At 70.5% G+C, this 25,766-nt stretch carries 26 protein-coding genes; 17 read left to right on the plus strand and 9 right to left on the minus strand.

The window, feature by feature from the left end; all coding sequences use genetic code 11:
- Positions 1-13: 13 nt before the first annotated feature.
- The gene (locus NUT86_RS21670) at positions 14-1,000 is read right to left on the minus strand and encodes a bifunctional DNA primase/polymerase (protein WP_274737153.1); all 987 of its coding nucleotides are present in this window, start codon (positions 998-1,000) and stop codon (positions 14-16) included.
- Positions 1,001-1,450: 450 nt separating this feature from the next.
- Between NUT86_RS21670 and NUT86_RS21675 the strand changes: the two genes are divergently transcribed.
- The 6 genes from NUT86_RS21675 to NUT86_RS21700 all read left to right on the plus strand — a co-directional run bounded on the left by NUT86_RS21675 (position 1,451) and on the right by NUT86_RS21700 (position 7,627).
- Entirely contained in the window at positions 1,451-1,759 is a 309-nt protein-coding gene (locus NUT86_RS21675) for a hypothetical protein (protein WP_018093470.1), read from the plus strand.
- A gap of 377 nt (positions 1,760-2,136) precedes the next feature.
- Complete coding sequence (locus NUT86_RS21680) at positions 2,137-3,450, plus strand: acyl-CoA dehydrogenase family protein (protein WP_274740569.1); 1,314 nt, start codon at positions 2,137-2,139, stop codon at positions 3,448-3,450.
- Positions 3,447-4,730 carry a bifunctional MaoC family dehydratase N-terminal/OB-fold nucleic acid binding domain-containing protein gene (locus tag NUT86_RS21685; protein WP_274737154.1) on the plus strand — a complete coding sequence of 428 codons (1,284 nt, stop codon included), beginning with the start codon at positions 3,447-3,449 and terminating at the stop codon, positions 4,728-4,730. The genes NUT86_RS21680 and NUT86_RS21685 overlap by 4 nt, the downstream gene beginning before the upstream one ends.
- A gap of 1 nt (position 4,731) precedes the next feature.
- Positions 4,732-6,072: an acyl-CoA dehydrogenase family protein gene (locus NUT86_RS21690; protein ID WP_274737156.1), complete on the plus strand. Its 1,341-nt coding sequence runs from the start codon at positions 4,732-4,734 to the stop codon at positions 6,070-6,072.
- Positions 6,069-6,461: a MaoC family dehydratase gene (locus NUT86_RS21695; protein WP_148592066.1), complete on the plus strand. Its 393-nt coding sequence runs from the start codon at positions 6,069-6,071 to the stop codon at positions 6,459-6,461. The genes NUT86_RS21690 and NUT86_RS21695 overlap by 4 nt, the downstream gene beginning before the upstream one ends.
- Positions 6,458-7,627: a lipid-transfer protein gene (locus NUT86_RS21700; protein ID WP_159487272.1), complete on the plus strand. Its 1,170-nt coding sequence runs from the start codon at positions 6,458-6,460 to the stop codon at positions 7,625-7,627. Before NUT86_RS21695 ends, NUT86_RS21700 begins: the two co-directional genes overlap by 4 nt.
- A gap of 6 nt (positions 7,628-7,633) precedes the next feature.
- Here NUT86_RS21700 and NUT86_RS21705 read toward each other — a convergent pair whose 3' ends face one another.
- Positions 7,634-8,146, minus strand: a complete 513-nt coding sequence (locus tag NUT86_RS21705; RefSeq protein ID WP_274737157.1) for a DUF6640 family protein — start codon at positions 8,144-8,146, stop codon at positions 7,634-7,636.
- A gap of 106 nt (positions 8,147-8,252) precedes the next feature.
- Entirely contained in the window at positions 8,253-8,759 is a 507-nt protein-coding gene (locus tag NUT86_RS21710) for a luciferase domain-containing protein (protein ID WP_274737159.1), read from the minus strand.
- A 168-nt stretch (positions 8,760-8,927) separates the two neighbouring features.
- Here NUT86_RS21710 and NUT86_RS21715 point away from each other — a divergent pair, with 168 nt between their 5' ends.
- The 4 genes from NUT86_RS21715 to NUT86_RS21730 all read left to right on the plus strand — a co-directional run bounded on the left by NUT86_RS21715 (position 8,928) and on the right by NUT86_RS21730 (position 11,947).
- Positions 8,928-9,311, plus strand: coding sequence for a winged helix-turn-helix transcriptional regulator (locus NUT86_RS21715; RefSeq protein WP_159487268.1), 384 nt, complete (start codon positions 8,928-8,930; stop codon positions 9,309-9,311).
- 177 nt (positions 9,312-9,488) lie between these two features.
- Positions 9,489-10,025, plus strand: a complete 537-nt coding sequence (locus NUT86_RS21720) for a SigE family RNA polymerase sigma factor (RefSeq protein WP_026170340.1) — start codon at positions 9,489-9,491, stop codon at positions 10,023-10,025.
- Between the two features lie 220 nt (positions 10,026-10,245).
- Entirely contained in the window at positions 10,246-11,400 is a 1,155-nt protein-coding gene (locus tag NUT86_RS21725) for a methyltransferase domain-containing protein (protein WP_274737162.1), read from the plus strand.
- A gap of 178 nt (positions 11,401-11,578) precedes the next feature.
- Complete coding sequence (locus NUT86_RS21730; RefSeq protein WP_018093478.1) at positions 11,579-11,947, plus strand: peptidase inhibitor family I36 protein; 369 nt, start codon at positions 11,579-11,581, stop codon at positions 11,945-11,947.
- 145 nt (positions 11,948-12,092) lie between these two features.
- Here NUT86_RS21730 and NUT86_RS21735 read toward each other — a convergent pair whose 3' ends face one another.
- Positions 12,093-12,941 (minus strand): helix-turn-helix domain-containing protein, encoded by an 849-nt coding sequence (locus tag NUT86_RS21735; RefSeq protein WP_274737164.1) that lies wholly within the window; start codon positions 12,939-12,941, stop codon positions 12,093-12,095.
- Between the two features lie 49 nt (positions 12,942-12,990).
- On the opposite strand from NUT86_RS21735, the gene NUT86_RS21740 reads away from it, so the two are divergent.
- Positions 12,991-13,362, plus strand: a complete 372-nt coding sequence (locus NUT86_RS21740; RefSeq protein WP_274737166.1) for a cupin domain-containing protein — start codon at positions 12,991-12,993, stop codon at positions 13,360-13,362.
- A gap of 1 nt (position 13,363) precedes the next feature.
- On the opposite strand, the gene NUT86_RS21745 is transcribed toward NUT86_RS21740, so the two are convergent.
- Positions 13,364-13,633 carry a DUF397 domain-containing protein gene (locus tag NUT86_RS21745; RefSeq protein ID WP_274737168.1) on the minus strand — a complete coding sequence of 90 codons (270 nt, stop codon included), beginning with the start codon at positions 13,631-13,633 and terminating at the stop codon, positions 13,364-13,366.
- A complete protein-coding gene (locus NUT86_RS21750; protein ID WP_274737170.1) occupies positions 13,630-14,478 on the minus strand; it encodes a helix-turn-helix domain-containing protein in 849 nt (282 codons plus the stop codon). The genes NUT86_RS21745 and NUT86_RS21750 overlap by 4 nt, the downstream gene beginning before the upstream one ends.
- Positions 14,479-14,589: 111 nt before the next feature.
- On the opposite strand from NUT86_RS21750, the gene NUT86_RS21755 reads away from it, so the two are divergent.
- Together NUT86_RS21755 and NUT86_RS21760 are read left to right on the plus strand one after the other, a co-directional pair.
- Entirely contained in the window at positions 14,590-15,000 is a 411-nt protein-coding gene (locus NUT86_RS21755; RefSeq protein WP_159487262.1) for an ATP-binding protein, read from the plus strand.
- Between the two features lie 311 nt (positions 15,001-15,311).
- Positions 15,312-16,352, plus strand: coding sequence for a helix-turn-helix domain-containing protein (locus NUT86_RS21760; RefSeq protein WP_274737172.1), 1,041 nt, complete (start codon positions 15,312-15,314; stop codon positions 16,350-16,352).
- On the opposite strand, the gene NUT86_RS21765 is transcribed toward NUT86_RS21760, so the two are convergent.
- Complete coding sequence (locus NUT86_RS21765) at positions 16,336-16,815, minus strand: OsmC family protein (RefSeq protein ID WP_274737173.1); 480 nt, start codon at positions 16,813-16,815, stop codon at positions 16,336-16,338. The two genes, NUT86_RS21760 and NUT86_RS21765, sit on opposite strands and share 17 nt — an antisense overlap.
- A 113-nt stretch (positions 16,816-16,928) precedes the next feature.
- Between NUT86_RS21765 and NUT86_RS21770 the strand changes: the two genes are divergently transcribed.
- The 3 genes from NUT86_RS21770 (at position 16,929) to NUT86_RS21780 (ending at position 18,342) form a co-directional block, all read left to right on the plus strand.
- Positions 16,929-17,483 (plus strand): YciI family protein, encoded by a 555-nt coding sequence (locus NUT86_RS21770; protein WP_018093486.1) that lies wholly within the window; start codon positions 16,929-16,931, stop codon positions 17,481-17,483.
- A 455-nt stretch (positions 17,484-17,938) separates the two neighbouring features.
- Positions 17,939-18,142, plus strand: coding sequence for a hypothetical protein (locus NUT86_RS21775; RefSeq protein WP_141725591.1), 204 nt, complete (start codon positions 17,939-17,941; stop codon positions 18,140-18,142).
- 17 nt (positions 18,143-18,159) lie between these two features.
- Complete coding sequence (locus NUT86_RS21780) at positions 18,160-18,342, plus strand: hypothetical protein (RefSeq protein WP_018093488.1); 183 nt, start codon at positions 18,160-18,162, stop codon at positions 18,340-18,342.
- Between the two features lie 153 nt (positions 18,343-18,495).
- Here NUT86_RS21780 and NUT86_RS40670 read toward each other — a convergent pair whose 3' ends face one another.
- Complete coding sequence (locus tag NUT86_RS40670) at positions 18,496-19,365, minus strand: response regulator (RefSeq protein WP_018093489.1); 870 nt, start codon at positions 19,363-19,365, stop codon at positions 18,496-18,498.
- Positions 19,362-23,552, minus strand: coding sequence for a HAMP domain-containing protein (locus NUT86_RS21790; RefSeq protein ID WP_381279878.1), 4,191 nt, complete (start codon positions 23,550-23,552; stop codon positions 19,362-19,364). Before NUT86_RS21790 ends, NUT86_RS40670 begins: the two co-directional genes overlap by 4 nt.
- A gap of 366 nt (positions 23,553-23,918) precedes the next feature.
- Between NUT86_RS21790 and NUT86_RS21795 the strand changes: the two genes are divergently transcribed.
- Positions 23,919-25,745, plus strand: coding sequence for a SpoIIE family protein phosphatase (locus tag NUT86_RS21795; RefSeq protein WP_018089810.1), 1,827 nt, complete (start codon positions 23,919-23,921; stop codon positions 25,743-25,745).
- The last annotated feature ends 21 nt before the right edge of the window (positions 25,746-25,766 follow it).

A 25,766-nucleotide genomic window follows, 5' to 3' on the forward strand; every position in this document is an offset into this window, starting at 1 on the left:
GGACGACCACCCCCTACCGGCGGCGGGCTGCCGAGGCGATCGTGGCGCGGGCCTCGTCTGCGGACAGGCCGGTGTGGCGGGCGGCCTCCGTCAGCCTGGCGGCGAGTTCCTGGCCGAGGCCGGACTCCTCGGCGCGGCAGGCGGCCCAGAAGAGGCGGGCATTGCGCTGGCCGGGCGGGGACGCCCGTACGAACCGTATGAGCGCAGCGGCGGGCTGGGGCGGGACGCCGTACGGCGGCTCACGGTGGGTGGTCGGGGGCGGGGCCGTGAGGAGTGTGAGCAGGGTGGCCGGCACGGGGGCGGGGCGGTGCGGTGTATCCGGTGCAAGGACATACCGGCCGTGGGTGGTGAGTGAGCCGGGGCCGACGAGATAGCCGCCCGTGCCGCGGACGTCGATGCCGGGGGCGAGCCGGCCGACCGAATTCGATACGGGCGGGGACGGCGGGCCGGTGAACCAGAGGTGGCGGCCGCCGCTGGGGGTCAGGACCGTGACGGTCGGCGGGACCGGGAAGTCGTGCTGTTCGGCGACGAACCGGAGGGCGGTCAGGCCGTCGGCGCCGTTCTTGGTGTCGAGGTCGATGCCGATGAGTTGGTGCGGGGGCCGTCCGCAGGCGATGCCGTAGCCGGTGGCCCACGGCGCGGCGGCGAACATCCGGCGGACGGCGAGCGGGTCGGTATGCGCGTCGTGGACGCCGTGGCCGAGCCGGCCGCAGGCGCCGCGGCAGGGCGGGACCTCGGGGTGCCCGCGGTGCGGGGACCGGAGGGCGGGGAGCTTGCTGCGGGTCAGCGGGATGACGGGGTAGCCGGCCTCGGCGGCGAGGAGTGCCTGGGCGAGAGCGGTGGCGGGCGCGTCCGCCGTGGGCCGGGCGAAGCGCAGGTCGGCCCACGGGTTGGGCTGCGGATCGGGCTGCGGACCGGCCCCTGGGGCGGGGCGGCCGCCGGCCCAGGGATCGGGCGGGTGGTCGGTCGGTGTTCCGGCATGGCGGCGGTGCATGGCCATGGCTCCATTTTCGTACGAATGTTCGACGAAGGGAAGGGGGGCGTGTGTGCAGTGGCCCGCGCACCGGTTCGTCCGTGCGCCGGGTGGGGCTCGTCGGCCGTGCCGTGGGCGGGCCCCAGGCGGGGGCAGGCGTCGGTGTGGGGGTGTGACCGGGGTGACGGATGCGACGGGGGTTTACCCGGGGTTCCTCATGCTTGCGGGGGAATCGCTGCTTCGCGACGGGTTCACCGGGGATTCGTGGGCAAGGCTGAGTTCGCGACGTCGAGGCAAGCATCGCGGTGGTCGGCCAACTGCCCGATGAGTAAGCGGAGTTCAGCAATTCGTATCCGGATCGAGCAAGGCGGACCGGCCAGGTGGACCGGCTAGGCAGGCCGGCCAGGCAGACCGGCAAGCGGGCCCAGCAAGCCCGCAGGCCAAAACCAGAAGTCGTGTTCCGTAGGAGGAAGAGACATGGCAAGCATCCGTACTGCCCGCGTCATCGCCGTGGCCGGCGCGCTGCCCTTTGCGGCCGCGCTTTTCACCGGCGTGGCGCAGGCCGACAACGGCGGCTTTGCGACCAGCGGGTCGAGCTCGGCGGCGACGAGCCAGACGGGGACCGGTGTCGGCGGCGACAACCTCGGCAACTCGACCACCGGGCAGCAGGTCGCCAACGGCGCCGGCGCCTCCAACCAGAACAACACCGCGAGCGTGAACGGCACGTCCGGCCCCACGGAGATCCACCAGACCAACGCCACCGTCACCTTCAACAACCCCGGGTGATCCGGTTCAACAACCTCGGGTGATCCGGTTGAAAAACCTCGGGTGATCCGGCCCGCCGCGCAGGGGGCGCGGTGGCCGGCCGGCAGGGGAGGTCTGGCAGGGGAGCCGGTAGGGGAGAGTCGACAGGGCAGGGCCGACAGGGGGGAGCTGGCAGGGGAGAGCTGAGAGGGGAGAGCCGACAGGGGAGAGCTGGCAGGGGAGGGCCGGCAGGGGAGACGTCAGGGCCGGCACGGAGAGAATGGGGCTTCTCCGGGGTTCACTGCGCCGACCTTGACAGCGAGCGGGTTTCTGACGGACAGTCAGAAACCCGCTCGCTCGTTCGTATGCCCGGACCCAGCGCACCGGGCGTACGGCCACCAGAAGGGGAGGCCGCCGACGTGCACCTCGCCCCCACCGCGCACCAGGAGCGACTGCGCACCGCACTCCGTTCGTACTTCCGGGAGGTAATGCCGGACGGGCCGGTCGAGGACGCTGCGGCGCAGCGGGCGGTACTGCGCCGGATCGGCGCCGACGGCATGCTGGGCCTGGGCTGGCCGACCGCGTACGGAGGGCAGGGCCGCGGCCCCGACGAGCAGTTCGTCTTCTTCGACGAGGCGTACCGCGCGGGCGCCCCGGTCTCGATGGTCACCCTCAACACCGTCGGCCCGACGCTGATGAAGTACGGCACCCAGCAGCAGAAGGACTACTTCCTGCCGCGCATCCTCAGTGGCGAGCTCGTCTTCGCGATCGGTTATACGGAGCCCGAGGCCGGCACCGATCTCGCCGCCCTCCGCACCCGCGCGGTGAAGCAGCCGGGCGACGGCGCCCCCGAGAGCGCCCGGCCGGACGGCGCCCCCGAGGGTGCCGGGCCAGGTGGTGCCCCTGAGAGCGCCCGGCCAGGTGGTGCCCCCGAGGGTGCCCAGTCAGGCGGTGCCGCCGAGGACGCCTGGCCAGTGGGTGACCCCGAGGGCGCCCACTGGCTGATCAACGGCAGCAAGAGCTTCACCAGCAACGCCCACCAGGCCGACTGGATCTGGCTCGCCTGCCGCACCGACCCCGACGCGCCCAAGCACCGGGGCATCTCGATCATCCTTGTGCCCACCGACGCCCCCGGCTTCTCGTGGACGCCGATCGAGACCGTCGGCGGGCTCACGACCACCGCCACGTACTACGACGGCATCCGCGTCCCGGCCGGGAACCTCGTTGGTGCGGAGAACGCCGGCTGGCAGCTGATCACCAATCAGCTCAACCATGAACGCGTCGCGTTGGCAGCCATCGGCATGCAGGCCGAGGACGCTTTCGAGGCGGCGCTGGCGTACGCCCGTACGCCGGACCGGGAGACCGGTGAGCGGCCCGCCGACCGCCCCTGGGTACGGACCCGGCTCGCCGAGGCGCACGCCCGGCTGGCCGCCACCCGGCTGCTGAACTGGCGGCTGGTCGGCGACGTGGGCGCCGGGACGCTCAGCCCCGGCGACGCCAGCGGCGCCAAGTTCGCGGGAACGGAGAGCACCGTCGAGGTCTACCGGATGTGCCAGGAAGTGGCCGGCGACGCGGCCCTGGTACGGGCCGGTTCGCCGGGCGGCTTCGGGGACGGGGAGCTGGAGCGGATGAACCGTGCGGCGCAGATCAACACCTTCGGGGGCGGAGTGAGCGAGGTCCAGCGGGAGATCGTCGCGACGATGCGGCTGGGGATGCGGAGGGGGCGGCGATGAGCGGGGTGGTCGGGGCGAGTGGGGCGGTCGGGGCGAGTGGGGTGAGCGGGGCGAGAGGGGTGTCTCCTGAGGGGGCGACGGCGGCCGGGCGGCCCGGCGACGGTCCTCCCCCTGACCTCACACACGAGCGGCTCAAGGCCTATGAGGGCAGGCCGACCGCGGCCGCCGGTGTGGGGAAGGACCTGGTCAACGAGCCGATGATCCGGCACTGGTGCGAGGCCGTGGGTGACACCCATCCCGCCTACCGGGGACCGGACGCCATCGCCCCGCCGACCATGCTGCAGGCCTGGACGATGGGCGGCCTCTCGGGCCACGCGGACCGCTCGGGTGCGTACGACGAACTGTCCCGGCTGCTGGACAGCGCCGGGTACACCTCCATCGTGGCCACCGACTGCGAGCAGGAGTATCTGCGGCCGCTGCGGCCCGGTGACCGGATCACCTTCGACTCGGTGATCGAATCGGTGTCGGAGCGCAAGACCACGAAGCTGGGCACCGGGCACTTCATCACGACGCGGATGGACATCCGCGCGGACGGCGAGCCCGCCGGGACGCATCGCTTCCGCGTCCTCAAGTACGCCCCGGCGGCACGGCTCCCCAAGACGGCTGAGCGGCCGAAGGCGACGGAGCCGGCCCAAGCGGTCGAGCGGCCGAAGGCGACGGAGCCGACCCGCGCGGCCGAGCAGCGCACAGCGGCTGAACAGCGCATGTCCACAGCGGCCGAGCAGTCCGCAGCGGCCGAGCACCGCAAGACGCCCGAGCGGCGCCCACCGCGGCGCCCCCGCCCCGTCATCAACCGCGACAACGCCGGCTTCTGGGAGGGCGTCCGCGGGCACCGGCTGCTGATCCAGCGCTGCACGGGCTGCCGGACGCTGCGCTTCCCCTGGCTGCCGGGGTGCAACGCCTGCGGGGCGCCCGACTGGGACACCGTCGAGGCGAGCGGCGCGGGAACGGTCTTCTCCTACGTCGTGATGCACCATCCGCCCTTCCCCGCCTTCACGGTGCCCGACCAGCCGGCCGACGGGGCGGGTCCGGACGCGGCGGCGGTCCCGGGCGCGGCAGGCTCCGACGCGGCAGGCCCCGACGCAGCAGACCCCGGCGCGGCGAGCCCCTACGCGGTCGGGTTGATCGAGCTGGCGGAGGGGGTGCGGATGGTCAGCAATATCGTCGGCATCCCCTACGACAAGGTGCGGATAGGGATGCCCGTACAGCTCGAATTCCTGCGTGCGGACGAGGAGTTGGAGCTGCCGGTCTTCCGGGTGGCCGAGGGTGGTGAGGGGTGAGATGGACTTCACGCCCACGCCGGAGCAGACGGCGGCCCGTGAGCTGGCCGCGGAGATCTTCGGCGATCTGTCCACACCGGAGCGCCTCGCCGCGGGCGGCAGCGGCACCGACGCCGGACTGTGGAAGGCGCTGTGCGCGGCCGGTCTGCCGGGCGCCGCGGAGGAGACCGGCCTGCTCGGCCTCGTCCTGATGCTGGAGGAGCAGGGCCGTACGACGGCGCAGGTGCCGTTCGCCGCGACCTGTGTGTACGGCCTGCTGGCGGTCGGCGCGCACGGCAGCGCGGCGCAGCGGGCGCGGCTGCTGCCGGCGCTGCGGGCCGGTGACGCGGTCGCCACCGGGGCCTTTCCGGCGCGGCGCGGCGGCGTACGGGCCGAGGAGGCGGCGGACGGGACGGGGCGGCTGACCGGCGTCGTCCCCGTGGTGCCGTGGTTGCGCGCGGCCACCCATGTCCTGGTGCCGGACGGGGACACGCGGACGCTGTGGCTCGTACGCCCCGACGACGCCGGGGCGCGGCGGGACCCGGTCGAGACCACCGCTCCGTGGTCGGCGGGCCGCCTCACCCTGGACGGCGCCCCCGCCGAACGCCTGGGCCACGACGCCGAGGCCCCGGCCCACGATGCCGAGGCCCCGGCCCACGACGCCCAGCCCCTCGCCCGCGACGCCCAGGCCTCAGCCAACGACGCCCAGGCCCCGGCCCAGCACGCCCAGGCCCCCGCCCGCACCACCCAGACCCCCGCCCCCGCCAGCCCCACCGCCCCCGCCCACCCCGACCCCTACACCGACACCCTGACCCTCGCCCGCACCGCCTTCGCCGGTCTCCAGGCAGGCGTCTGTGCCGGTTCCCTGGCCCGTGCGGTGTCCCACACCACCACCCGCGAACAGTTCGGCCGCCCGCTCTCCACGAACCAGGGCGTGCTGCTGCGCGCCGCCGACGCCCACATGGACATCGAGGCCATCCGCCTCACCGCCTACGAGGCGGCCTGGCGCCGGGACGCGGGCCTGGACGCCGGGCCGCATGCGCTGACCGCCGCCTGGTGGGCGTCCGAGGCGGGCACCCGTGTGGTGCACACCGGCCAGCATCTGCACGGCGGTATCGGCGCCGACGTCGACCACCCCGTCCACCGGCACTTCCTCTGGGGCAGACAGCTCGCCGGATATCTGGGCTCGGGAGCCGAAGCCCTGGAGGAACTGGGGGAGTTGCTCACCGGGGAGCGCTCGACGCCGGCCGCCCGCCCGGACGAGCCGCCCCGGGCCAGACGCCCCGGGCCAGCCGACCCGGACCACCCGCCCGGACCAGCCGCCCCGGACCAGCCGACCCGGACCCGGACGGAGGCCCCATGAAAGCCGGTGACGAGCTCCCCACCCTCACCATCCCCCTCACCCGCACCCTGATCGTCGCCGGAGCGCTCGCCTCCCGCGACTACCAGGACGTGCACCACGACCCCGAGGCGGCCCGCGCGAAGGGCTCCCCGGAGATCTTCATGAACATCCTCACCACCAACGGGCTGGTCGGCCGCTACATCACCGACCACTTCGGCCCCCGCTGCACCCTGCGCAAGGTTGCCATCCGCCTGGGCGCCCCCAACTACCCGGGAGACACCATGGTGTTGAGCGGAACCATCACCGAGGTGACGGACGGTGCGGCGGTGGTGCGGGTCGTCGGAGCGAACGGCATCGGCCACCACGTCACCGGCACGGTGACCGTGGGCCTCCCGGAGGGCACGGTATGAGCGTCCACCGCCCCGACTCCCTCGGTGGCCGGGCCGCCATCGCCGGCATCGGCGCGACCGAGTTCTCCAAGGACTCCGGCCGCAGCGAACTGCAGCTCGCCGTCGAGGCCGTACGCGCCGCCCTCGACGACGCCGGGCTGACCCCCGCCGACGTCGACGGGCTGGTCACCTTCACCATGGACACCAACCCCGAGATCACCGTCGCCCAGGCGGCCGGCATCGGCGAGCTCTCGTTCTTCTCCCGGGTCCACTACGGAGGCGGCGCGGCCTGCGCCACCGTCCAGCAGGCGGCCCTCGCGGTCGCCACCGGAATCGCCGAAGTCGTCGTCTGCTACCGCGCGTTCAACGAGCGCTCCGGCCGCCGCTTCGGCTCCGGCGTACAGCAGCGGGAGCCTTCCGCCGAGGGCGCGGCGCTCGGCTGGAACCTCCCCTTCGGCCTGCTCACCCCCGCCTCCTGGGTCGCCATGGCCGCCCAGCGCTACCTGCACACCTACGGGCTGGCCCCGGACGCCTTCGGCCCGGTCGCGGTGACCGACCGCCGCCACGCCGCCCGCAATCCGGCGGCGTACTTCTACAACAAGCCCATCACCCTCGCCGACCACGCAGCCTCCCGCTGGATCGTGGAGCCACTACGGCTGCTGGACTGCTGCCAGGAGACGGACGGCGCCCAGGCGATCGTGGTGACCTCGCCCGAGCGGGCCCGTGCGCTGCCCCGCCCGCCGGCGCTGATCACGGCCGCGGCACAGGGCGCGGGCCGCGCCCAGGAGCAGATGACGAGCTTCTACCGCGACGGTCTGACCGGTCTCCCCGAGATGAACGTGGTCGCCCGCCAGCTCTGGCGGACCGCCGGTCTCACCCCCGCCGATATCGACGTCGCGATCCTCTACGACCACTTCACCCCCTTCGTGCTGATGCAGCTGGAGGAGTTCGGCTTCTGTGCGCCCGGCGAGGCCTCGGACTTCGTCGCCGCGGACACCCTCCCCCTGAACACCCACGGCGGCCAGCTCGGCGAGGCCTACCTGCACGGCATGAACGGCATCGCCGAGGCCGTCCGCCAGCTCCGCGGCACCTCCGTCAACCAGGCGGGCACCCCCGCACATGTGCTGGTCACCGCGGGTACGGGGGTGCCGACCTCGGGGCTGGTACTCGGCGCGGACGTTGCGTGACCGTCGTCATCCGTCTTCCGGACGGCCCTGCGTCAGCCCCGGACGGCCGGGAGGCAGCGCCGGGCGGCTCAGCGCCACCGCGGCCGCGATGAGGCCGAGCATGACGATCTCGATGACGGCCTGCACGGGCAGCCCCATGACGTGCATGTCCGGTGTGTCGAAGGGGTGGTCGAAGTACGCCGCCCCGGGGTAGAGGATGGCCGCTGCCTGGCTGACCCAGTAGAGACCGGCGAATCCGGTGGCGGCGTAGAGGTGGGAGCGGGCGTCACCGCGCCGGCGCCACACGAAGAACAGGGTGGCCACGGCGAGCAGGGTGCCCATCGCCATTGTCTGGCCGTTGTGGAACTTGGCGTGCGGGGGCCAGAGCGGATTCAGTACGTGGGTTTCGTTCCAGTCGGCGACATACGGCGAGATCCCGGTGAAGACCGCGACCACAGTGAGCAGCACCTTTCCGGCCGTCGCCCGGGTCTTGGTGCCCTGCCCGCTATGGGAGGCGCGTTCGGTGGAGTTGCTGGACATCGGTAAAGCCTTTCCTTTCAAGGGAGTTGAGGAGGTGCGGCCTGGGTGGGTGAGGACTGGTCCGGCGCCCGCGCCCGCGCCGGTGCCGCCGCTGCCGCTGCCGGTGTCAAACCGCGGCAGTGGCGGCCGGTTCATGACCGGTCGCATAGCGGTAGGAGGCGCCGATGACCTTCTTGGCCACCGCCAGCTCCGCCTCGTCGCGCGGGGCGTAGAGCATGACGACGTTGATGCCGAGGTGGGAGAGCGGGTGCCGCTCGCCCCACCCGGAGGCGAGGAAGGCGGCGTGGTCGGCCGGGTCCAGGGCCAGGTGCAGACTGCCGTCGGCATGCAGATGCGCGAACTCCGCGTCGCCTCGCGGCGGCAGGAGACGGGCCCCCTCGGCCGGTGCGACACCGTCGAGGAACACCGCCCAGCTGCTCGGGGCGGAGATCTCGCTGCGGCCCGTGATGATGTGCGGCAGCCTGGCGGCCATCCACCGCCGCAGTTCTTCCCTGATCCGGGGCGGGCTGGTCTGGGTGAACTGGAGGTGCGGGACCTCGGGCCCCGTCTCGGGCCGGTCGCCTGCCCGCTCGGGGAGTGCCGGGAGAGTCATGGTGCTGCTCCGGAGAGTCATGGTGCTGCTCCTTCGTAGGGCGTCGCGCGCCTAAGCCTCAGGCGGCGGTCGTGCGGCGGTCCGGCCGGTACCGGCTCGCTCTCCCTCCACGCTACTTTCCTCGGTATAGTGGTTACCTTCAGGAAAGTGCCCTGCGCCCATGGCGGGCCGGGCGGATCAGGAGGGATCATGACGGGGCCGAACGAGCAGCCGTGTCCGATCAATCCGGTGGTTGACCTGCTGTTCAGCCGCTGGACCACACCGATCGTGTGGGTGCTCGAACACCACGGACGGCTGCGCTTCAATGAGTTGCAGCGACTGGTGCCGTCCATCACCCCTAAGGTCCTCACCCAGCGACTGCGTCAGCTGGAGCGCGACGGACTGGTGGTCCGCACCTACCACGCGGAGATCCCGCCCAGGGTGGAGTACGAGATCAGCGATCTGGGCCGCACCCTGGTCCCGGTCTTCCAGACCCTCCACGGCTGGTCGCAGTCCCACCTTCCGCAGGTCATCGCCGCACGTCAGGCGTATGACACCGCGCGGGAGGAAGAGGCGGCCTGGGCCGAGGGCTGAGGCGGGGCAGCCCGACGGAAGGTCATCCGCCGCAGGCCGCGTTCGCCTTTGTCCCCTGTCACCCGGAGTCCCCCCTGAGGAGGTGAGGCAGGCCCCACCCGTACAACTTGAGGCGGATAGGGCTTCGGCACCTGGGGGCGATCCCTTTACCCCACCCTCGCTCTTAGCGTGGTGCCCATGACCACGCCTGTGTGCACCAGCGCTTCGACCGCCGCTGTGTTCCCGACGTTCTCGTCCTATGTACGGGCCCGGGGGCCGGTCCTGCTGCGCACCGCGCGGTCGCTGTCACCCAACCCGAACGACGCCGAGGACCTCCTCCAGACGGCGCTGACCAAGACCTATGTGGCCTGGGACCGTATCGAGGACCACCGCGCCCTGGACGGCTATGTCCGACGCGCTCTGATCAACACCCGCACCTCCCAGTGGCGCAAGCGCAAGGTCGAGGAATTCGCCGTCGACGAGATGCCGGAGCCGGACCCGCTGCCGGGTCCCGACCCGGCCGAACTCCAGGGACTGCGCGACGCGATGTGGCGCGCGGTGATGCGACTGCCCGCCCGCCAGCGGGCCATGGTCGTCCTCAGGTATTACGAGGACCTGAGCGAGGCCCAGACCGCCGAGGTCATGGAGGTCTCGATCGGCACGGTCAAGAGCGCCGTCTCCCGCGCCCTGGCCAAACTCCGGGAAGACCCGGAACTGGCGATGCTTTCGTCCTGATCCGGACGCGTAGTACGGCCCGACGGAGTGCGCCCGGCAAAATGCGCCCTCCCCGTACTTCTCCGGCCGGCCCTACGCTCTCCGTAGCTCTGCACTGACAGACGAAGGAGGGCGAAGTGGGCAAGCATCGCAGCCCGATTGGAGATGACGGACAGCAGCCGGGGCGGCCGATCCCACCCGAGCCTGAGCCGACTCCACCGCCGAAGCCCGAGCAGGCTCGTTGACCTCGTCCCCGGTGCCGGACGAAGCCATCGGCGATCTGCTGGACCAGATCGCCGAGCAGCTCGGCTTCCCCGTCCCCGCTCACCTGCGCGCTGCCCTGGACGCCGTACCCCGCCACCTTTTCCTGCCGCCCACGCTGTGGTTGCGCGACGGGAACGGCGGCTACGAGCCGTGTGACCGGGAGAGCGACCCCGACCGCTGGTGGCGCGCCGCATACCGCGACGCCCCTCTCGTCACCCAGTTCACCGAGGGGCCCGACGGCGACCGTGTCCCGTCCTCCTCCGCGTCGATGCCCAGCGTGGTCGTCCGGATGCTGATGGCGCTCGACGCGCGGGCGGAGCACTCGGTGCTGGAGATCGGTACTGGCACCGGGTTCAACGCGGCCTTGCTCGCCTTCCTCTGCGGCGCGGGGAACGTGACCTCTCTCGATGTCGACCCCGGGCTGACGAGCCGCGCACGGCGGGCGCTGCAGGCCAGTGGGCAGCAGCCGGACGTGGTGTGTGCGGACGGCGCGGGCGGCTGGCGGCCGAACGCTCCCTACGACCGGATCATCGCCACCTGCTCCGTCCGCACCGTGCCGCTCCCTTGGCTGGAGCAGACCGTGACCGGCGGTCTCCTCGTCATCCCGTTGGACACCCCCTGGTGCAACTTCGGGACGCTCATCGCCACGAAGCAGGCGGACGGGACCGCCGAGGGTGTGCTCGCTCCCTACGGGGCGTTCATGCTGATGCGGGCCCAGCGGGTCGATGTCGAGCTGCACCGCGACGTACTGCGTGACGGCCAGAATCCCGCTCTGTCGGTCACGGAGCTGTCCCCCTGGTCGGTTGCCGGGACGGACCTCGATGCGCAGCTGCACATCGGCCTCCGGGTGCCGGGGACGTGGCACGCGTGGGACACCGAGGTGGAAGCGGCGCATACGCGGCTGTGGCTGGCCGATGACGAGGCGACGAGTTGGGCCGCAGTGGACTACGACGGCCGGCAGCTGTCGACGTTCGCGGTCGCTCAGTACGGCCCCAGGAGGCTGTGGGACGAGGTGGTCCATGCGTACGAGGGGTACGTGGCCGCCGGCCGCCCGGGAGTGGCACGGCACAGGCTGCGGATTTCCCCTGACGGTGACGGTCCGGGGACCCGCCACCATGTGTCCCTGAGCTGAGGGCCGGGCACCGACCCGTGTGGTGTGAGGCGTCTTCGTCGCGGACGAGGCGCCTCGTCGCCGGTGTCTGCCACCTCGGCCACCCAAGGGTGACGCAGGCCACATGATCCGCCGTCATACGGGAGCGCTCCGGGATTCGTGTGCCGGGTGACAGTCCACACGACAGAAGGAGAAAGCAATGCGCAACCGTCGTCTGCGGACCGGTGCCGTACTGTCCGCCGCGGCCGCCAGCGTGCTGACCCTTGGCCTCGCGACCAGCGCTCAGGCGTCGTCCGGCGACGCGGCCCCGAGCGAGGCACGGGCCAAGGCCGCCTGCCCGGTCGACAATGTGTGCTTCTTCCCCGAGCCCGACTTCCGCGGGACCCCGTCGAACGTCAACCCGGCGAACATGCCGATATGTGGTGCGACCCCGAACATCGCCAAGTCGGTCGTCAACCACACCGGCGAGGTCTACTCGTTCTACGACCACGAGAAGTGCGGTGGCGCGAAGGTGACCCTCAGCCCGGGGCAGGAGAACCCCAACCTCACCGCTGTCAGCTGGCGCTGAGGCGACGCCCCTACGTGGCTGACGGGTCGGCCCGGTTCGAGCGGTCCGACGCCAAGAGCACAAGGGAAGAGTCGGACCCCCGCGACTAGCGCTGGTCGCGGGACTCCGCGGTGTGAACGCCAGGGGCGGGGCCGATTGACGCTGGTCAGGGGCGCCGTCGCGTGGCCGCGTAGCGCGACGGGGTGGTGCCCACGTGCCGGGTGAAGTGGCGGTGCAGATGGGCTTGGTCGTGGAAGCCCACGGTGGCCGCGACCTCCGCCGGACGCCGACCGTCGAGCAGGAGTCCACGGGCCCGCTCGATGCGCTTTCCGGTCAGGTAGGTGTGCGGCGGCAGGCCGTAGGTCTGCTTGAAGCAGCGGATCAGATGTGTGGGGTGGGCGTGCAGGACGGCGGCCGCCTCCTGCAGTGAGATACCGGTCGGCAGACGGGAGTCCAGGAGATCCCGCAGTGCGGCGGCCAGCCGGTTCGCCTCCCGGCCCGGCGTACGCGGCGGCTGGAGCGCGGCCAGGTGGAAGAGCAGCCGCTCCCGGATGAAGGACAGCCGGGATTCGGCTTCGAACGCCTCACCCGTGTGCACAGCGGCTGTGTGCCCCTCGTCCCGGTGGCCCAGGGACGTGTGCAACTGGTGGATGCGATGGCGCAGCAGCTCGTCGCCGAAGACCGGGCCGTCCACCGCCCGCCCGGTCAGTTCCTCGGGAAGCACGGTCGCGTCGAGGTAGAGCACGCGCTTGCGGAACCCGGCCGCGGTGACCGTCCTGCCGTCGTGGGCGACACCGGGCGGCAGCAGTACGACCGTGCCGCTGCCGGCCGCGCCATGACGGTGGCGGTCACAGGCGAAGTCGACCGCCCCGTCATTGAGGATCATCAGGGCCCAGGTGTCATGGGTGTGGGACGGATACGCGTGCTCGGTGAAGTGCGCGTGGAAGACCTCGGCGATTCCCGGCACGGTCGGGCGCCAGGCGCTGATCGTCGTACGGGGCGGGCCGTCTGTCATGCCAGGAACGTACAAGACCGCCGGATGCCGGGCACGGCAGTCTCAAGGCATGAACAATTCTCCCGTTCCCGTCAATATCGCCGACAAGCTCGCGCAGTTCAGTGACCTGTGGTCGCAGAAGAAGATCGCCCAACTCAACGACTACGAGGTCAAACTCGCCAAGCTGAAGGGCGAATTCGTCTGGCACAAGCACGACGACACCGACGAACTGTTCCTGGTCATCAGCGGCCGGCTCACCCTCCAGCTCAGGGACGGCGACGTGACGCTCGGACCCGGCGAGCTGTACGTGGTCCCGCAGGGCGTCGAGCACTGCCCGGTGGCGGACGAGGAGACCGCCATCCTGCTCTTCGAACCGGTCGGTACGCCCAATACGGGCGACGCGGGAGGGTCGAGGACCAAGGCGCCCGAGACCCTCTCCTGACTCAGCCCTCGGCGGCGGCGTACGCGACGAAGTCGGCCCAGGCGGACGGCCGGAGGTGCAGCTGCGGCCCGTCGGGGTTCTTGGAGTCGCGGATGTGGATGGTGGAGGGAGTGGGGGCGACTTCGAGGCAGTCGTCACGTTCGTTGCTGTTGCTGTAGCTGCTCTTCTGCCAGGCGACTTCGAGGCACTCGTTGCTGTCGCTGTCGCCGCTGTAGCTGCTCTTGAACCATGACAGCTCGGTGCCGGTCCCGGCGGAGGGCTTCAGGGTCATGTCTCTCCCAGCAATTTCTCGATGAAGGCCAGTGACTCCCGTGGCGTGAGAGCCTGGGCCCGGATGGTGCTATAACGCAGCTCAAGGACCTGGATCTCCTTCGGGTGGGAGACCGGACGACTGCCGAACTGACCCTCGGAGTGGCCTACCACCGAGCCGTCCCCGAACTTCAGCAACTGGATCCTGCCGCCCATTCCTGCATGGTCTTCGCGGTTCGTCGGCATCACCTGGATCTCGACGTTCCGCAACTGGCCCACCTCCAACAGGCGTTCGAGCTGCCGACGCAGGACCATTGTGCCTCCGAGAGGGCGGCGCAGCGTCACCTCTTCCTGGACGAATGTGAGGGCAGGAGCGGGCGTGCGGTCGAAGATCGACCGCCGGGTTACTCGTGCGGCCACCTCGCGGTCCACTTTGTCCTGCGACCAGGCGGGCCGTCGCATCTCGAACAGCGCCCGCGCGTACTCCTTGGTCTGCAACAACCCATGCAGGTTGTGGCTGCCATACGCGCCTAGTTCGACCGCCTCGGCCTCCCACCGCGTCAGGTCCCGCACCTTCTTCGGGTACCGGGCCTGCTCCACGTCCTTCTTCATTGCGGCGATCTTCCCGCCCGCGCCCAAGACTTCATCGGCCTTGTCGAGGAACTCCGGACGGGGAATACGCACGCCACGCTCGATCTTGTAGATCAGGTTCTCCCCGTACCCGACGGCCGCCCCGAACTCAGCCGGACGCATCCCCGCCGCCTCCCGCCACATTTTGAGCTGGCGCCCGACCGCTTCAACAGCGGCCTGTGCATCGTTTTCCGGATCGAGCTCCCAGCCTGTCTCGTCCGCACCGTCAACATTCATCCAGTTCCACCTCCTGGACAGCGGGGACGCCTCTGGACAACCCGTGGACATCACCATGAGTACTGGCGTCATCACTATTCAGCGTAAGCACGCACGACCACGCTGAGTGACATGAATCAGGAAATCGCCGAGTACAAGCTCCAGTTCAAGGTCCAGCTGTCCGCCACCCGCCGGGGCGCCCGTCTGGCGCGACTGCTGGCGACAGAGGAGCTGCGGTCCTGGGGCCTGCCGTTCGAGTCCCCGGCTCATGTCATCGCCGAGTTGGCCACGAACGCCGCCACGCACGGGCGTGTACCGGGCCGGGACTTCCGTCTCGCCGTGCTGTCTGACGCGGACACGCTCCGTATCGAGGTGACGGATGCACGTGGCGACCGGCTTCCGGCCCGGCACGTCCAGGGCGTACGGGACTCGGGCCACGGCCTGGTGGTGGTCGACGCCCTCGCCGACCGCTGGGGTACCTGTCGGGGCCCGTTCCCCTGCAAGACGGTGTGGGCGGAATTCGACCTGCCGATGTGGGGCTGATGGGGCGGCCGGACGCCCGTCAACCGGCGGCCGGAAAGCCGGACGCCGGTGCACCGCGCGCCGGGGTTTCGGCCCGTAAAAGACCTCATAACCCCAGGTACAGAAACCGACCCCACCCAGCCCAACCGACCCCGACGGGCCGCGTCGTCACTCACGCGGGTGATCCCCGACCGGAAGACTCGCTTCCGCAGCCCCCGCCCGTGCACGCTCGGCAACAACACCCCCGAAAACCCGCACACAAACGACGGCCCCCGGCCGGGACTGGCATCCCGATCGAGGGCCTGACCAACGAGGAAGACGAGACCTTCCTGATGGCTGAAGAGAAGCCTAATGCGCTTGCGCGCGACCGGTACGAGATTCGCCGATCCCCGGGCCAGTCCCCGTCCGGCGTCCGCCAGGTCACCGAATTCCAAGACCCCGGCTACACGATCGTCGGCAACCACCTCACCCAGCATCGTTCGCTGTCGGGCCTGGCGATCGGGCTCGCCGCCCACATCCAGTCGCTGCCCGAGGGCGCGCCGGTCGACATCCGTACGCTCGCCAGGCGGTTCCCCGAGGGGCGGGACCGGATCGCTGCCGCCTTACGGGAGTTGGAGGCGTACGGCTATCTCGAACGGGTCCGGCGGCGTACGGACGACGGGCGGGTGGTCACGCTCACGCTCTCGTACAACAACCCGCAGGCCACCCGCGCCCGCCGCGCCCGCGAGGCCGCCGAGCAGGCCAAACGCCGCACCGCCGTCGCACCGCCCTGCCCTTCGCCGGACCCGGCCCGCACCCCCACCCCGGCCCGCACTCCCACTCCGGCCCGTACACCCACTCCGGCCCGTACACCCACTCCGCCCCCGAACCCTCCCCGCGTACGAACCAGCCCTCGCCCGGTACGAACCGAGGCTCCCCGCGTACGAGCCGAGCCCGCGCCGCCACCGCCCGAGCCCCGCACCCGCGCTCACCACACCCCGGCCGTAGCCCTCCTCGCGAACCTCCGGCGGGACGATCCCCGACTGCTGCTCTCCGTACGGGACATCCAGCGCCTCACCCCGTCCGTCGCCGCCTGGCTGGAACGCGGGGCCGCACCGGACGCCGTACGCAGCGCCCTGACCACCGGCCTGCCACCGACCCTGCGCCACCCGGCGGCCCTGCTCGCCCACCGCCTCACGGAATCCTTGCCCCCACCCCTCCCCACGGCGCCGCCTGCCGCGCCCGGGGCCCCGGTCCCACCGCCGCTCCAGACCTGCGACGGCTGCGACCGCGCCTTCCGCGCCCCGGCCCCGGGCCGCTGCCGCGACTGTCGCCGGTCGGCGGCAGCGGAGAGATCCCTTGCTGGACCTACTGGAGCTACTGGACCCGGATGACCGGCTCGTGCAGGATGGGGAAGTTCACCGAGCGGGCGATGAAGCACACCGCGTGCACGTCGCCGTGCAGGGCGCGAGCCGTGTCCACCATCGACGGCTCGGCGACGGTCACCTCGGGGCGCAGTACGACCTCGGTGATCTGTCCTCCGCCGCCGTGCGCGTCCATGGTCATGACCCCGTGGGCGCGGTCCTCGTAGTCGACGACGGTCACTCCGCCGGCGGCGCAGAGGTGGAGGTACCAGAGCATGTGGCACTGCGCGACCGAGGCCACGAGCAGTTCCTCGGGATTCCAGCGGGAGGCGTCGCCGCGGAAGGCCGGATCGGAGGAAGCGGCGATCGGTGTCTTTCCGGTTCCCGTCGCGAGGATTTCATGGTCGCGGCTGAAGGACCGGTAGGTATCCGTGCCCGTGCCGAGGTTGCCGGTCCATTCGACCGCTACGTCGTAGGTGTGCGTCTCAGTCATGTGGCCAGGGTAGGGAGGGTGGAGCTCACGGTCACGGTCACCCAGGGCCAACTCAACGCAGCGGGTGTGCCGTTGGCGGCGAGGTGCGCGGGGTGTTGATGAAGACTGCGGGCATGGAATTCTTCTGTTACCACCGCGACCGGTCCGACTCCCTGGCGCTCCGTGACGAGCTGCTGGAAGAGCACTGGTCCTACATGGACGGGTACGCGGCGGAGATGATCGCCCGCGGCCCGACCCTCACCGGCGACGGTGAGGTGCCCACCGGCAGTGTGCACATCGTCGACCTTCCGGATGCCGCCGCCGCCCGCGCGTTCGCCTTCGACGAGCCCGGCTATCAGGCGGGTGTGTACCGCGAGGTGATGCTGCGTCGGTGGCGCAACCTGCTGGGGCGCACCATGTGGGATTTCCCCGGCGGCCCGGACGAGGGGAACCGGTATCTGGTGCTCGGCCTGGGTGCCGGGCAGCCCGTTGACCTCGTCGTACCGCCCATGCCCGCCCAGGACGAGTTGATCGCGTACGGGCCGCTGCTGTCGGACGACGGGGCCGCCTGGCTGGGTACGGCGGCGCTGGTGCGGGCGCCGGACGCGGACACGGCACGCGCCGTCCTCACCCCGGACCGGTACGCCGACATCGATGTGCACCGCTGGCAGTTCGGCGGACGGTCGTAGTCGTGAAGCGGGGCGTCGCCGGATGGTGCGCACGGCAGGGAATGACCGTCCCCGGGGGCGGCGCCCCACCCCGCGCTTCGCAACTTTCCCGCGGCCGCAGATATTTGGACATTGAGTATCAGTCCGCCGAAAGGCGAACATCAACTGCCGCATGCGAGTTTCACAAAATCGTCAAGCTCAAGATCCGCTCAACTGGGTTTCCCGAGGCGCATACCGGCAAGTACGTTCTTGGTGGCAAAGAGAGCGCGGTATCTGACCCATACCCGCTCTGAATAAAGAAGTTGAATCGGGGAAATTCAATGAAGAGCCTTGTCTCAGGTGCGATGTCGGCCGTCATGCTGGGAGGCATCGTCCTCGCCAGTGGCACCGGCGTGGCCCACGCCGACTCGAATCCGCGGCCCGCGGTTCGGTCGAGCATGGTGCACCCCATCGAAGAAGCCCGTTCGATGTGCATCATGTCCAAGAGCAAGGACGACTGCGCCTACCTCATGAACCACACCAAGATGCGGAAGATGGTGAAGGACTGCCTGATCAAGGGCGCGATCGGCGGGGCTGGTGCGCTGGTCGTCGGCCGGTACGTCAGCAAGGACGTGGCCTCGGACATCGCGAAGAAGACGGTTGTGGCCGGAGCCACCGGCTGCCTCTCGTCGCTCGCCTAAAGGTTTAGGGAATCCTGATGGCCAAGATCGTATTCACTCTTCTCTGGGCCGGCGTCGTGATCGCGGTGAACAGGGTGCTCGATGACGTCACCTGGGCTCAGTACCTGGCGCTATTCGTCCTCGCAGGGATTTACGCCTTTACTGTCGACAAGGTTCCGGGGAGTCGGAACAAGAGCGCCCAAGAAGGTCCGGAGGCGTAGCGTTCTTGGCGTCATGCGTCGGCGATTCCGAATCCTGAGAACTGTTCGTCCCTTCTTGGCGCGCGGCGAGTAAGAGGCGGGCCGAAAAGGGGAAAAGGCTGTGTCGGCGGTGTCCACCGGGCGCCGTCGGCACAGCTGTGCGGTACGGGGGTTTCAGGTCCCCCGGCTCACCATCAGCCTCCCCACCGACGCCTCCAATTCGGCGATGCGGTCGGCAAGGCGCTCCTTGTCGGAGCCTTTTGCGTCACGCAGGAGGAGTTCCACCTCGGCGAGCTGGCCGGCGATTTCCGCGAGGCGGGACGCGTCGCCCGCGGCGGGAGGCGCCGGCTGTGGGAGCGGCTCGGACGGCGCCGGGGCGCCGGGGCCCTCCGGGGGAATGGGCGGATGCCCGGCCTGCCCTCCCGGCTCCGGGCGGTGCTGCGGATCCGGGAACTCCTGGGGGGCCGTGGGCGAGGCCGGAGCCGAAGCCGACACCACGGGCGGGGCCGGGGGCGCGCCCGTGTCCGTTCCGGTCGTGGCCGTGGTCGCGGCGGTGGTCGCGGCGGGCGGCGGACCCTCGCCGCCAGGGCGTTCGTCCGAGGTCAGCAGGCGTTTCAACTGCTCGGCCTGGGCGGCCAGCTGGCGGTTCTTGCGGTGCAGGTCCAGGAAGACGTTCACCTTGGTGCGCAGCAGCCAGGGGTCGAAGGGCTTGATGAGGAAATCGGCGGCGCCGACCGTGTAGCCGCGGTAGGCGTAGTTGGGGTCGACCGAGGCGCCGGTGAGCAGAATGATCGGGACGTCCTTGGTCTGGTCGAGGCCCTTGATGTTGGCGGCGGTCTCGAAGCCGTTCATGCCCGGCATCAGCACATCGATGAGCACCACCGCGAACTCCTCGCGGAGCATGGCCTTGAGGGCCTCTTCGCCGGAGCGCGCCCGGACCACTTTCTGGGTGAGGGAGCCCAGAACGGCCTCCAGCGCGACCAGGTTCTCCTCCATGTCGTCGACGATGAGGATGCTGGATGAGGTGTCGGGTGTGGTCGTCATGATTCCTGCCCCGTCGTTCCCTGGTCGTCCTGGTCGTCCTGGTCGCCGCTGCCGTCGGCGGCAGGGGAGTTGTCGGGGTTCTCGGGGTCAGGGTGCGGCGAGCAATCGGCGTGCTCCGGGTCGAGGAGGCGGCAGATCACGGTCAGCAGCCGGTCCACATCCACCGGCTTGGGGATGTAGTCATTGGCCCCGCTCTCGATGGCCTTTTCGCGGTCGCCCGGCATGGCCTTCGCGGTGAGCGCGATGACCGGCAGCTCCGCGAATCGAGGTGCGTGACGGATCGCCTTGATCATCTCGTAACCATCCATTTCGGGCATCATGATGTCCATCAGTACCAGCGAGACATCGGGTGTCCGGTCGAGCACTTCCAGGCCCTCGCGGCCGTTCTCGGCGTACTTCACGCTGATGCCGACCCGGCCCAATACGTGTGTGAGCGCGAAGACATTGCGGATGTCGTCGTCGACGATGAGGATGCGGCGCTTGGCGAGCACCTCGCCGGCGCGTCCGCTGAGCCAGTCCTTGAGGCGGGTGGTTTCGGGCCAGGTGACGGCGGTGCCGTCGGCGGAGTGCTCGCCCGCGGCAGGGGTCAGCTCCCGCTCCGCCGGGGCGGGGAAGAGGTCACCGGCCGGTGTGCTCTGCTGGGGTGCGGGCTTGGCCGTGAGCTGTTCGGCCAGGACGGGACCGGACTGTGCGGTGCTGTCCGCGGGGCGGGTGGCGGCGGTCGGGCTCGGTGCGGGGAAGGGGCCGGTGTAGCGCGCGGGCACATACAGGGTGAAGGTCGAGCCGACGCCCGGCTCGCTCTCGGCGATGATCCGGCCGCCGAGCAGTGCGGCCATATCGCGGCTGATGGAGAGGCCGAGGCCGGTGCCGCCGTATTTGCGGTTGGTGGTGCCGTCGGACTGCTGGAACGCCTCGAAGATGCCGTCGAGTTTCTCCGGTGAGATGCCGATGCCGGTGTCCTTGACGGAGAGGGCGATGACATCGTCGGCGGTGCGGAGGGATTCCTCTTCGAAATCCGTGCCCGGTACCCGCTGGACGATGAGTTCCACCCCGCCGGTGGAGGTGAACTTCACCGCGTTGGACAGGAGGTTGCGGAGGATCTGCTGGAGGCGTTGTTCGTCGGAGAAGAGTTCCTTGGGGACGTTTTCGCCGACCGTGACGTCGAAGGTGAGGCCGCGGTCGACGGTGAGGGGCCGGAAGGTGGCGCGGACGTAGTCGAGCAGTTTGATCAGCGGCAGGGTCTTGGGGTGGACGTCCATCCGGCCGGCCTCGATCTTCGACAGGTCCAGGATGTCGTTGATGAGCTGGAGCAGGTCGGAGCCCGCGCGGTGGATGGTGACGGCGAACTCCACCTCCTGCGGGGAGAGCCGGCCGTCGGGGTTGTCGGCGAGCAGCCGGGAGAGCACCAGCAGGGAATTCAGCGGGGTGCGCAGCTCGTGCGACATGTTCGCCAGGAATTCCGACTTGTACTGGGAGGAGGTCGCGAGCAGGGCCGCCTTCTCCTCCAGCTCGGCGTTCGTCAGCTGGAGTTCGTCGGAGCGCTGACGGAGCTCGGCGGTCAGCCGCTGGGATTCCGAAAGCAGGGATTCCGTTCGGGAGTTGGCGATGATGGTGTTGATCGAGACGCCGATGGTGTTCACGAACTGGTCGATGAAGGCGAGGTGGACGTCGCTGAAGCGGCTGAACGAGGCCAGCTCGATGACGCCCAGCACCTGGTCCTCGAAGAGGATCGGCAGGATGACGATGCTGGCCGGGGCCGCGGCGCCGAGTCCGGAGCTGATGGTGATGTAGTCCGGCGGCACGGCCTCGACGACGATGCGCTTCTTCTCCATGGCGGCCTGGGTGATCAGGCCCCAGCCGGGGGTGCCCAGCCGCAGCCGCGGCAGGGAACGGCGGCCTTCGGGCTGGCCGGTGCCGTAACCGGCGATCAGCTCCAGGCCCTCACCCGGCTCGGCGCCCGCTTCGGCCAGGAAGAACGCGCCGAACTGCGCGTTCACCAGCGGGGTCAGCTCGCGCAGGATCAGATCCGCGACCTCGACCAGGTCGCGGTGGCCCTGCATCAGGCTGGCGATACGGGCCAGGTTGGACTCCAGCCAGTCCTTGGCGCGGGTGGTCTCGCGGAGGTTGGCGACCATCAGGTTGACGTTGTTCTTCAGGGCGGCGACCTCGCCCTGGGCGTCCACGGTGATCGAGCCGGACATATCGCCCTGGGTGACCGCGCTGGCCACCTCGGCGATCGCCCGGACCTGCGTTGTCAGGTTCAGCGCCAGCTCGTTGACGCTGGTGGTCAGCCGCTTCCAGGTGCCGTAGACGCCCTCGACCCGGGCCTGACCGCCGAGCTGGCCCTCGCTGCCGACCTCGCGGGCCACCCGGGTCACCTCGGACGAGAACGAGGAGAGGGTGTCGACCATCGTGTTGATCGTCGTCTTCAGCTCCAGGATCTCGCCGCGGGCGTCGACGTCGATCTTCTTGGACAGATCGCCCTTGGCCACGGCGGTGGCGACCTGGGCGATGTTGCGGACCTGGGAGGTCAGGTTGTCCGCCATGAAGTTGACGTTGTCGGTGAGGTTCTTCCAGACGCCGGAGACGCCATGGACCTGCGCCCGGCCGCCCAGCCGGCCCTCGGTGCCGACCTCGCGGGCGACCCTGGTGACCTCGTCCGCGAAGGCCCGCAGCTGCTGGACCATCGTGTTGACGGTCTCCTTCAGCTCCAGGATCTCGCCGCGGGCGTCGACATCGATCTTCTTGGACAGATCGCCGTTGGCCACGGCCGTGGTCACCTGGGCGATGTTGCGGACCTGTGAGGTCAGGTTGAGCGCCATGAAGTTGACGTTGTCGGTGAGGTCCTTCCAGACCCCGGATACGTCCCTGACCTGAGCCTGACCGCCCAGGTTCCCTTCGGTGCCGACCTCGCGGGCGACGCGGGTGACCTCGTCGGCGAAGGCGGAAAGCTGGTCGACCATCGTGTTGATCGTCGACTTCAGCTCCAGGATCTCGCCCTTGGCCTCGACGGTGATCGTCTTGCCGAGGTCGCCCTCCGCGACGGCGGTGGCGACCAGTGCGATGTTGCGGACCTGGGACGTCAGGTTGTCGGCCATGAAGTTGACGCTCTCGGTGAGGTCCTTCCAGACCCCGGAGACGCCTCTGACCTGCGCCCGGCCACCCAGCCGGCCTTCGGTGCCGACCTCGCGGGCGACGCGGGTGACCTCGTCGGCGAAGGCGGAAAGCTGGTCGACCATCGTGTTGATCGTCGACTTCAGTTCGAGGATCTCGCCCCGGGCGTCCACGGTGATCTTCTGGCTCAGGTCGCCGTTGGCCACGGCCGTGGTCACCTGGGCGATGTTGCGGACCTGCCAGGTCAGGTTGGACGCCATGAAGTTGACGTTGTCGGTGAGGTCCTTCCAGACCCCGGAGACGCCTCTGACCTGCGCCCGGCCGCCCAGCTGGCCTTCGGTGCCGACCTCGCGGGCGACGCGGGTGACCTCGTCGGCGAACGCCCGCAGCTGGTCCACCATCTTGTTGACGGTGAGCTTCAGCTCCAGCAGCTCACCGGTCGCCTCGACCGTCACCTGCTGGGTCAGGTCGCCGGTGGCCACCGCGGTGGTGACCACGGCGATGTCCCGCACCTGCGCGGTCAGCCGGGACGCCATGGTGTTGACGGCCTCGGTCACATGGAGCCAGTCCCCGGAGAGCCCCTGGACCTTGGCCCGGCCGCCCAGCCGGCCTTCGGTGCCGACCTCGCGGGCGACGCGGGTGACCTCGCCGGTGAACAGGGACAGCTGGTCGACCATGCGGTTGACGCCGTTGCCCAGGCGGCGGAGATCGCCGCGGAGCTGGCGGTTGCCGTCGTGCAGATCGACCCGCTGGGTCAGATCGCCGTCGGCCACCGCGTCCAGCACCCGGGTGGCCTTGGCGAGCGGTACCACCAGCGCTTCGAGCACGGTGTTGGCCGCGTCGATGTTCGATGTCCAGGTCCCCTGGCCGGGGCTCGCGGAGATCCGCTCGTCCAGTCGGCCCTGCCGGATGATCTCGCTGCGGACGCGTTGCAGCTCGGAGGCGAGATGGGCGTTGCGGGCGGTGATCTGGTTGAAGACGCCGGCCATGTCGGCCAGCACACCGTCGGTGGAGCCGCCGTCCGGCAGGCTCTCCACATGCGCGGTGAAATCCCCGTCGCGCACCGCGTTCATCGCCGCGAGCAGCGGCCGCAGCGCACTCGTCCGTACCCACTGTCCGTCGGGCGGGGGTGCGGCGGGCTGAACGGGCTGGACGGACGCGGTGGGCTCGGACGGCTCGGACGACGGCTCGGACGGAGCGGAGGGCTTGGAGGGCTGAGCGGGCTCGGGAGGCTCCGGGGGTGAAGAAGCAGACTCGGGCCGGGCCGGGTCGAGCGCCATGGCACACCATCCCCCAGTGATCGATGTGGGGAAATCCAGTCGGGCAGAGTGATCCATTTGGGCAGGTATGACATAGTATAAAGCGCTCGTAATTACTTTTTCCCGGCATATCCAGGGGGCGCAGTGGTAGCGCTGTCCTCCCCGCCCACGACGGAAACCGTGTCCCGGAAAGGGCTGCCCGCGAACCAGCTCGCGGCCGCCGGCGCCCGGAAATTCGTGCGCGCGCTGCTCACCGAACGGGCGGCGGCACCACCCGCCACGGCAGGGCCCGGCTCGGCGGCGATCAACGCGGAGCTCATCCACGACGCCGTCCTGCTCACCAGCGAGCTGGTCACCAATGCCGTGATGTACGCCGGTACCGAGATCGATGTGACCTGCCGGCTGGAGCACGACCAGGCGTCCCCCGACGGCGACGGGGAGCGCCGCCCGGCCAGGCTGGGCCTGGTGATGGAGGTCTCCGACCGCCACCCCGCCCGGCGCGTACGCGGTGGGGTGGACGCCCGCACCGGAGAGCCGGGATACGGCCTGCAGCTGGTGAGCGCGCTGGCGGAGTCGTGGGGCGTGACCTACCGCAAGTCGGTGAAGACCGTGTGGTTCCGGCTGGAGTCCACCGAGGGCGAGCCCGGAACGATCGCCTCCACGTTCCGGCCCGAGGCACGGGCCGCGGAGCCTCCGGTGCGTCCGGCCCAGCCCGCTGCCCCGCGCGGCCGCCCGCACGGATACGCCGCCGAGTGGGCGGACCGGGGCGGCCCGTCTTTCCTCGCCGAGACCAGCGAACTGCTGGCCGGGCAGCTCGACCAGGACATGGTCACCGCGCTCGCCGCCCAGCTGCTGGTGCCCCGGCTCGCCGACTGGTGCGCGATCTGGCTGACCACCGAAGGCGGCAGCATGCAGCTGTCCCGGGTCTGGCATGTCGATGAGCGGCGGATCGCCCCGCTCCGCGCCGACCTGGAGCTGGACCCGCCTTCCGACCTCATCCGCACCGCCGGTACCCCCTGGCCCTGGCCGGAGTGCGCCGGCGCGACCTCCTCGGGCGGGTCCGCGCTGGCCTTCCCCCTGGTCGCCCGGGACACCGACCAGGGGATGCTGCTGCTCGGCCGGGCGGGACACCTCCAGATGACCGACACCGTGGTGCGGATGGTCGAGGATGTGGCGCGCCGGGTCGCACAGGCCGTGTACACCGCCCGGCAGTACACCCGGCAGACCACGATCAGCCTGGCGCTCCAGCGACGGCAGCTGCCCGCGACGCTCGCCAGCATCCCCGGCGTCGACACGGCGATCGTCTACGAGCCGCACGGTGAGGGCCAGACCGTCGGCGGCGACTTCTACGACGTCTTCCCGATGGGCGACCGCCGCTGGTGCTTCCTGCTCGGGGACGTACAGGGCAAGGACCCGGAGGCGATGTCCGTCACCGGTCTGGCCCGCCACCTGGTGCGGCTGCTGGCCCGCGAGGGCCATGGCGTCGAGTCGGTGCTCGGCAGGCTGAACCTGGCCATGGCCGAGGAGAGCGCGGAGGCGGTGGAACTGGGCGGCGAACAGGCCAGCTCCCGCTTCCTGAGCCTGCTCTACGGCGAGCTGGAGGTCGATCCGGGCGCACCCGGGGCCCGCTGCACGGTCGCCACCGCCGGCCATCCGCCGCCGCTGCACATGTTCGTCGACGGCACCGTCGAGGCGGCCTCCGAACCCCAGATGCTGCTCGGCATCGACGAGGGCACCGAATTCCAGGCCAGCTCCTTCGCCCTGGCCCCGGGCGAGACGCTGCTGTGCGTGACCGACGGTGTCACCGAACGCCGTTGCGGGAACTGGCAGTTGGACGACAACGACGGTCTGATCGAGGTGGTGCGGGACGGTATGGGGCTGGGAGCCAAGGCCCTTGCCGAGCACGTACGGCGTGCCGCGCACGACTTCGGTACCGGCCCGGTCGAGGACGATCTGTCGGTGCTGGTCCTCCAGGCGGTGACCCCGGTGGCCGATCGGCGCCCGTGAGCAGCCGGCCGGGCCGCCGGT

Origin of the sequence: Streptomyces sp. G7(2002) (assembly GCF_028870195.1) — a bacterium.
Lineage (GTDB): Bacteria > Actinomycetota > Actinomycetes > Streptomycetales > Streptomycetaceae > Streptomyces > Streptomyces nigrescens.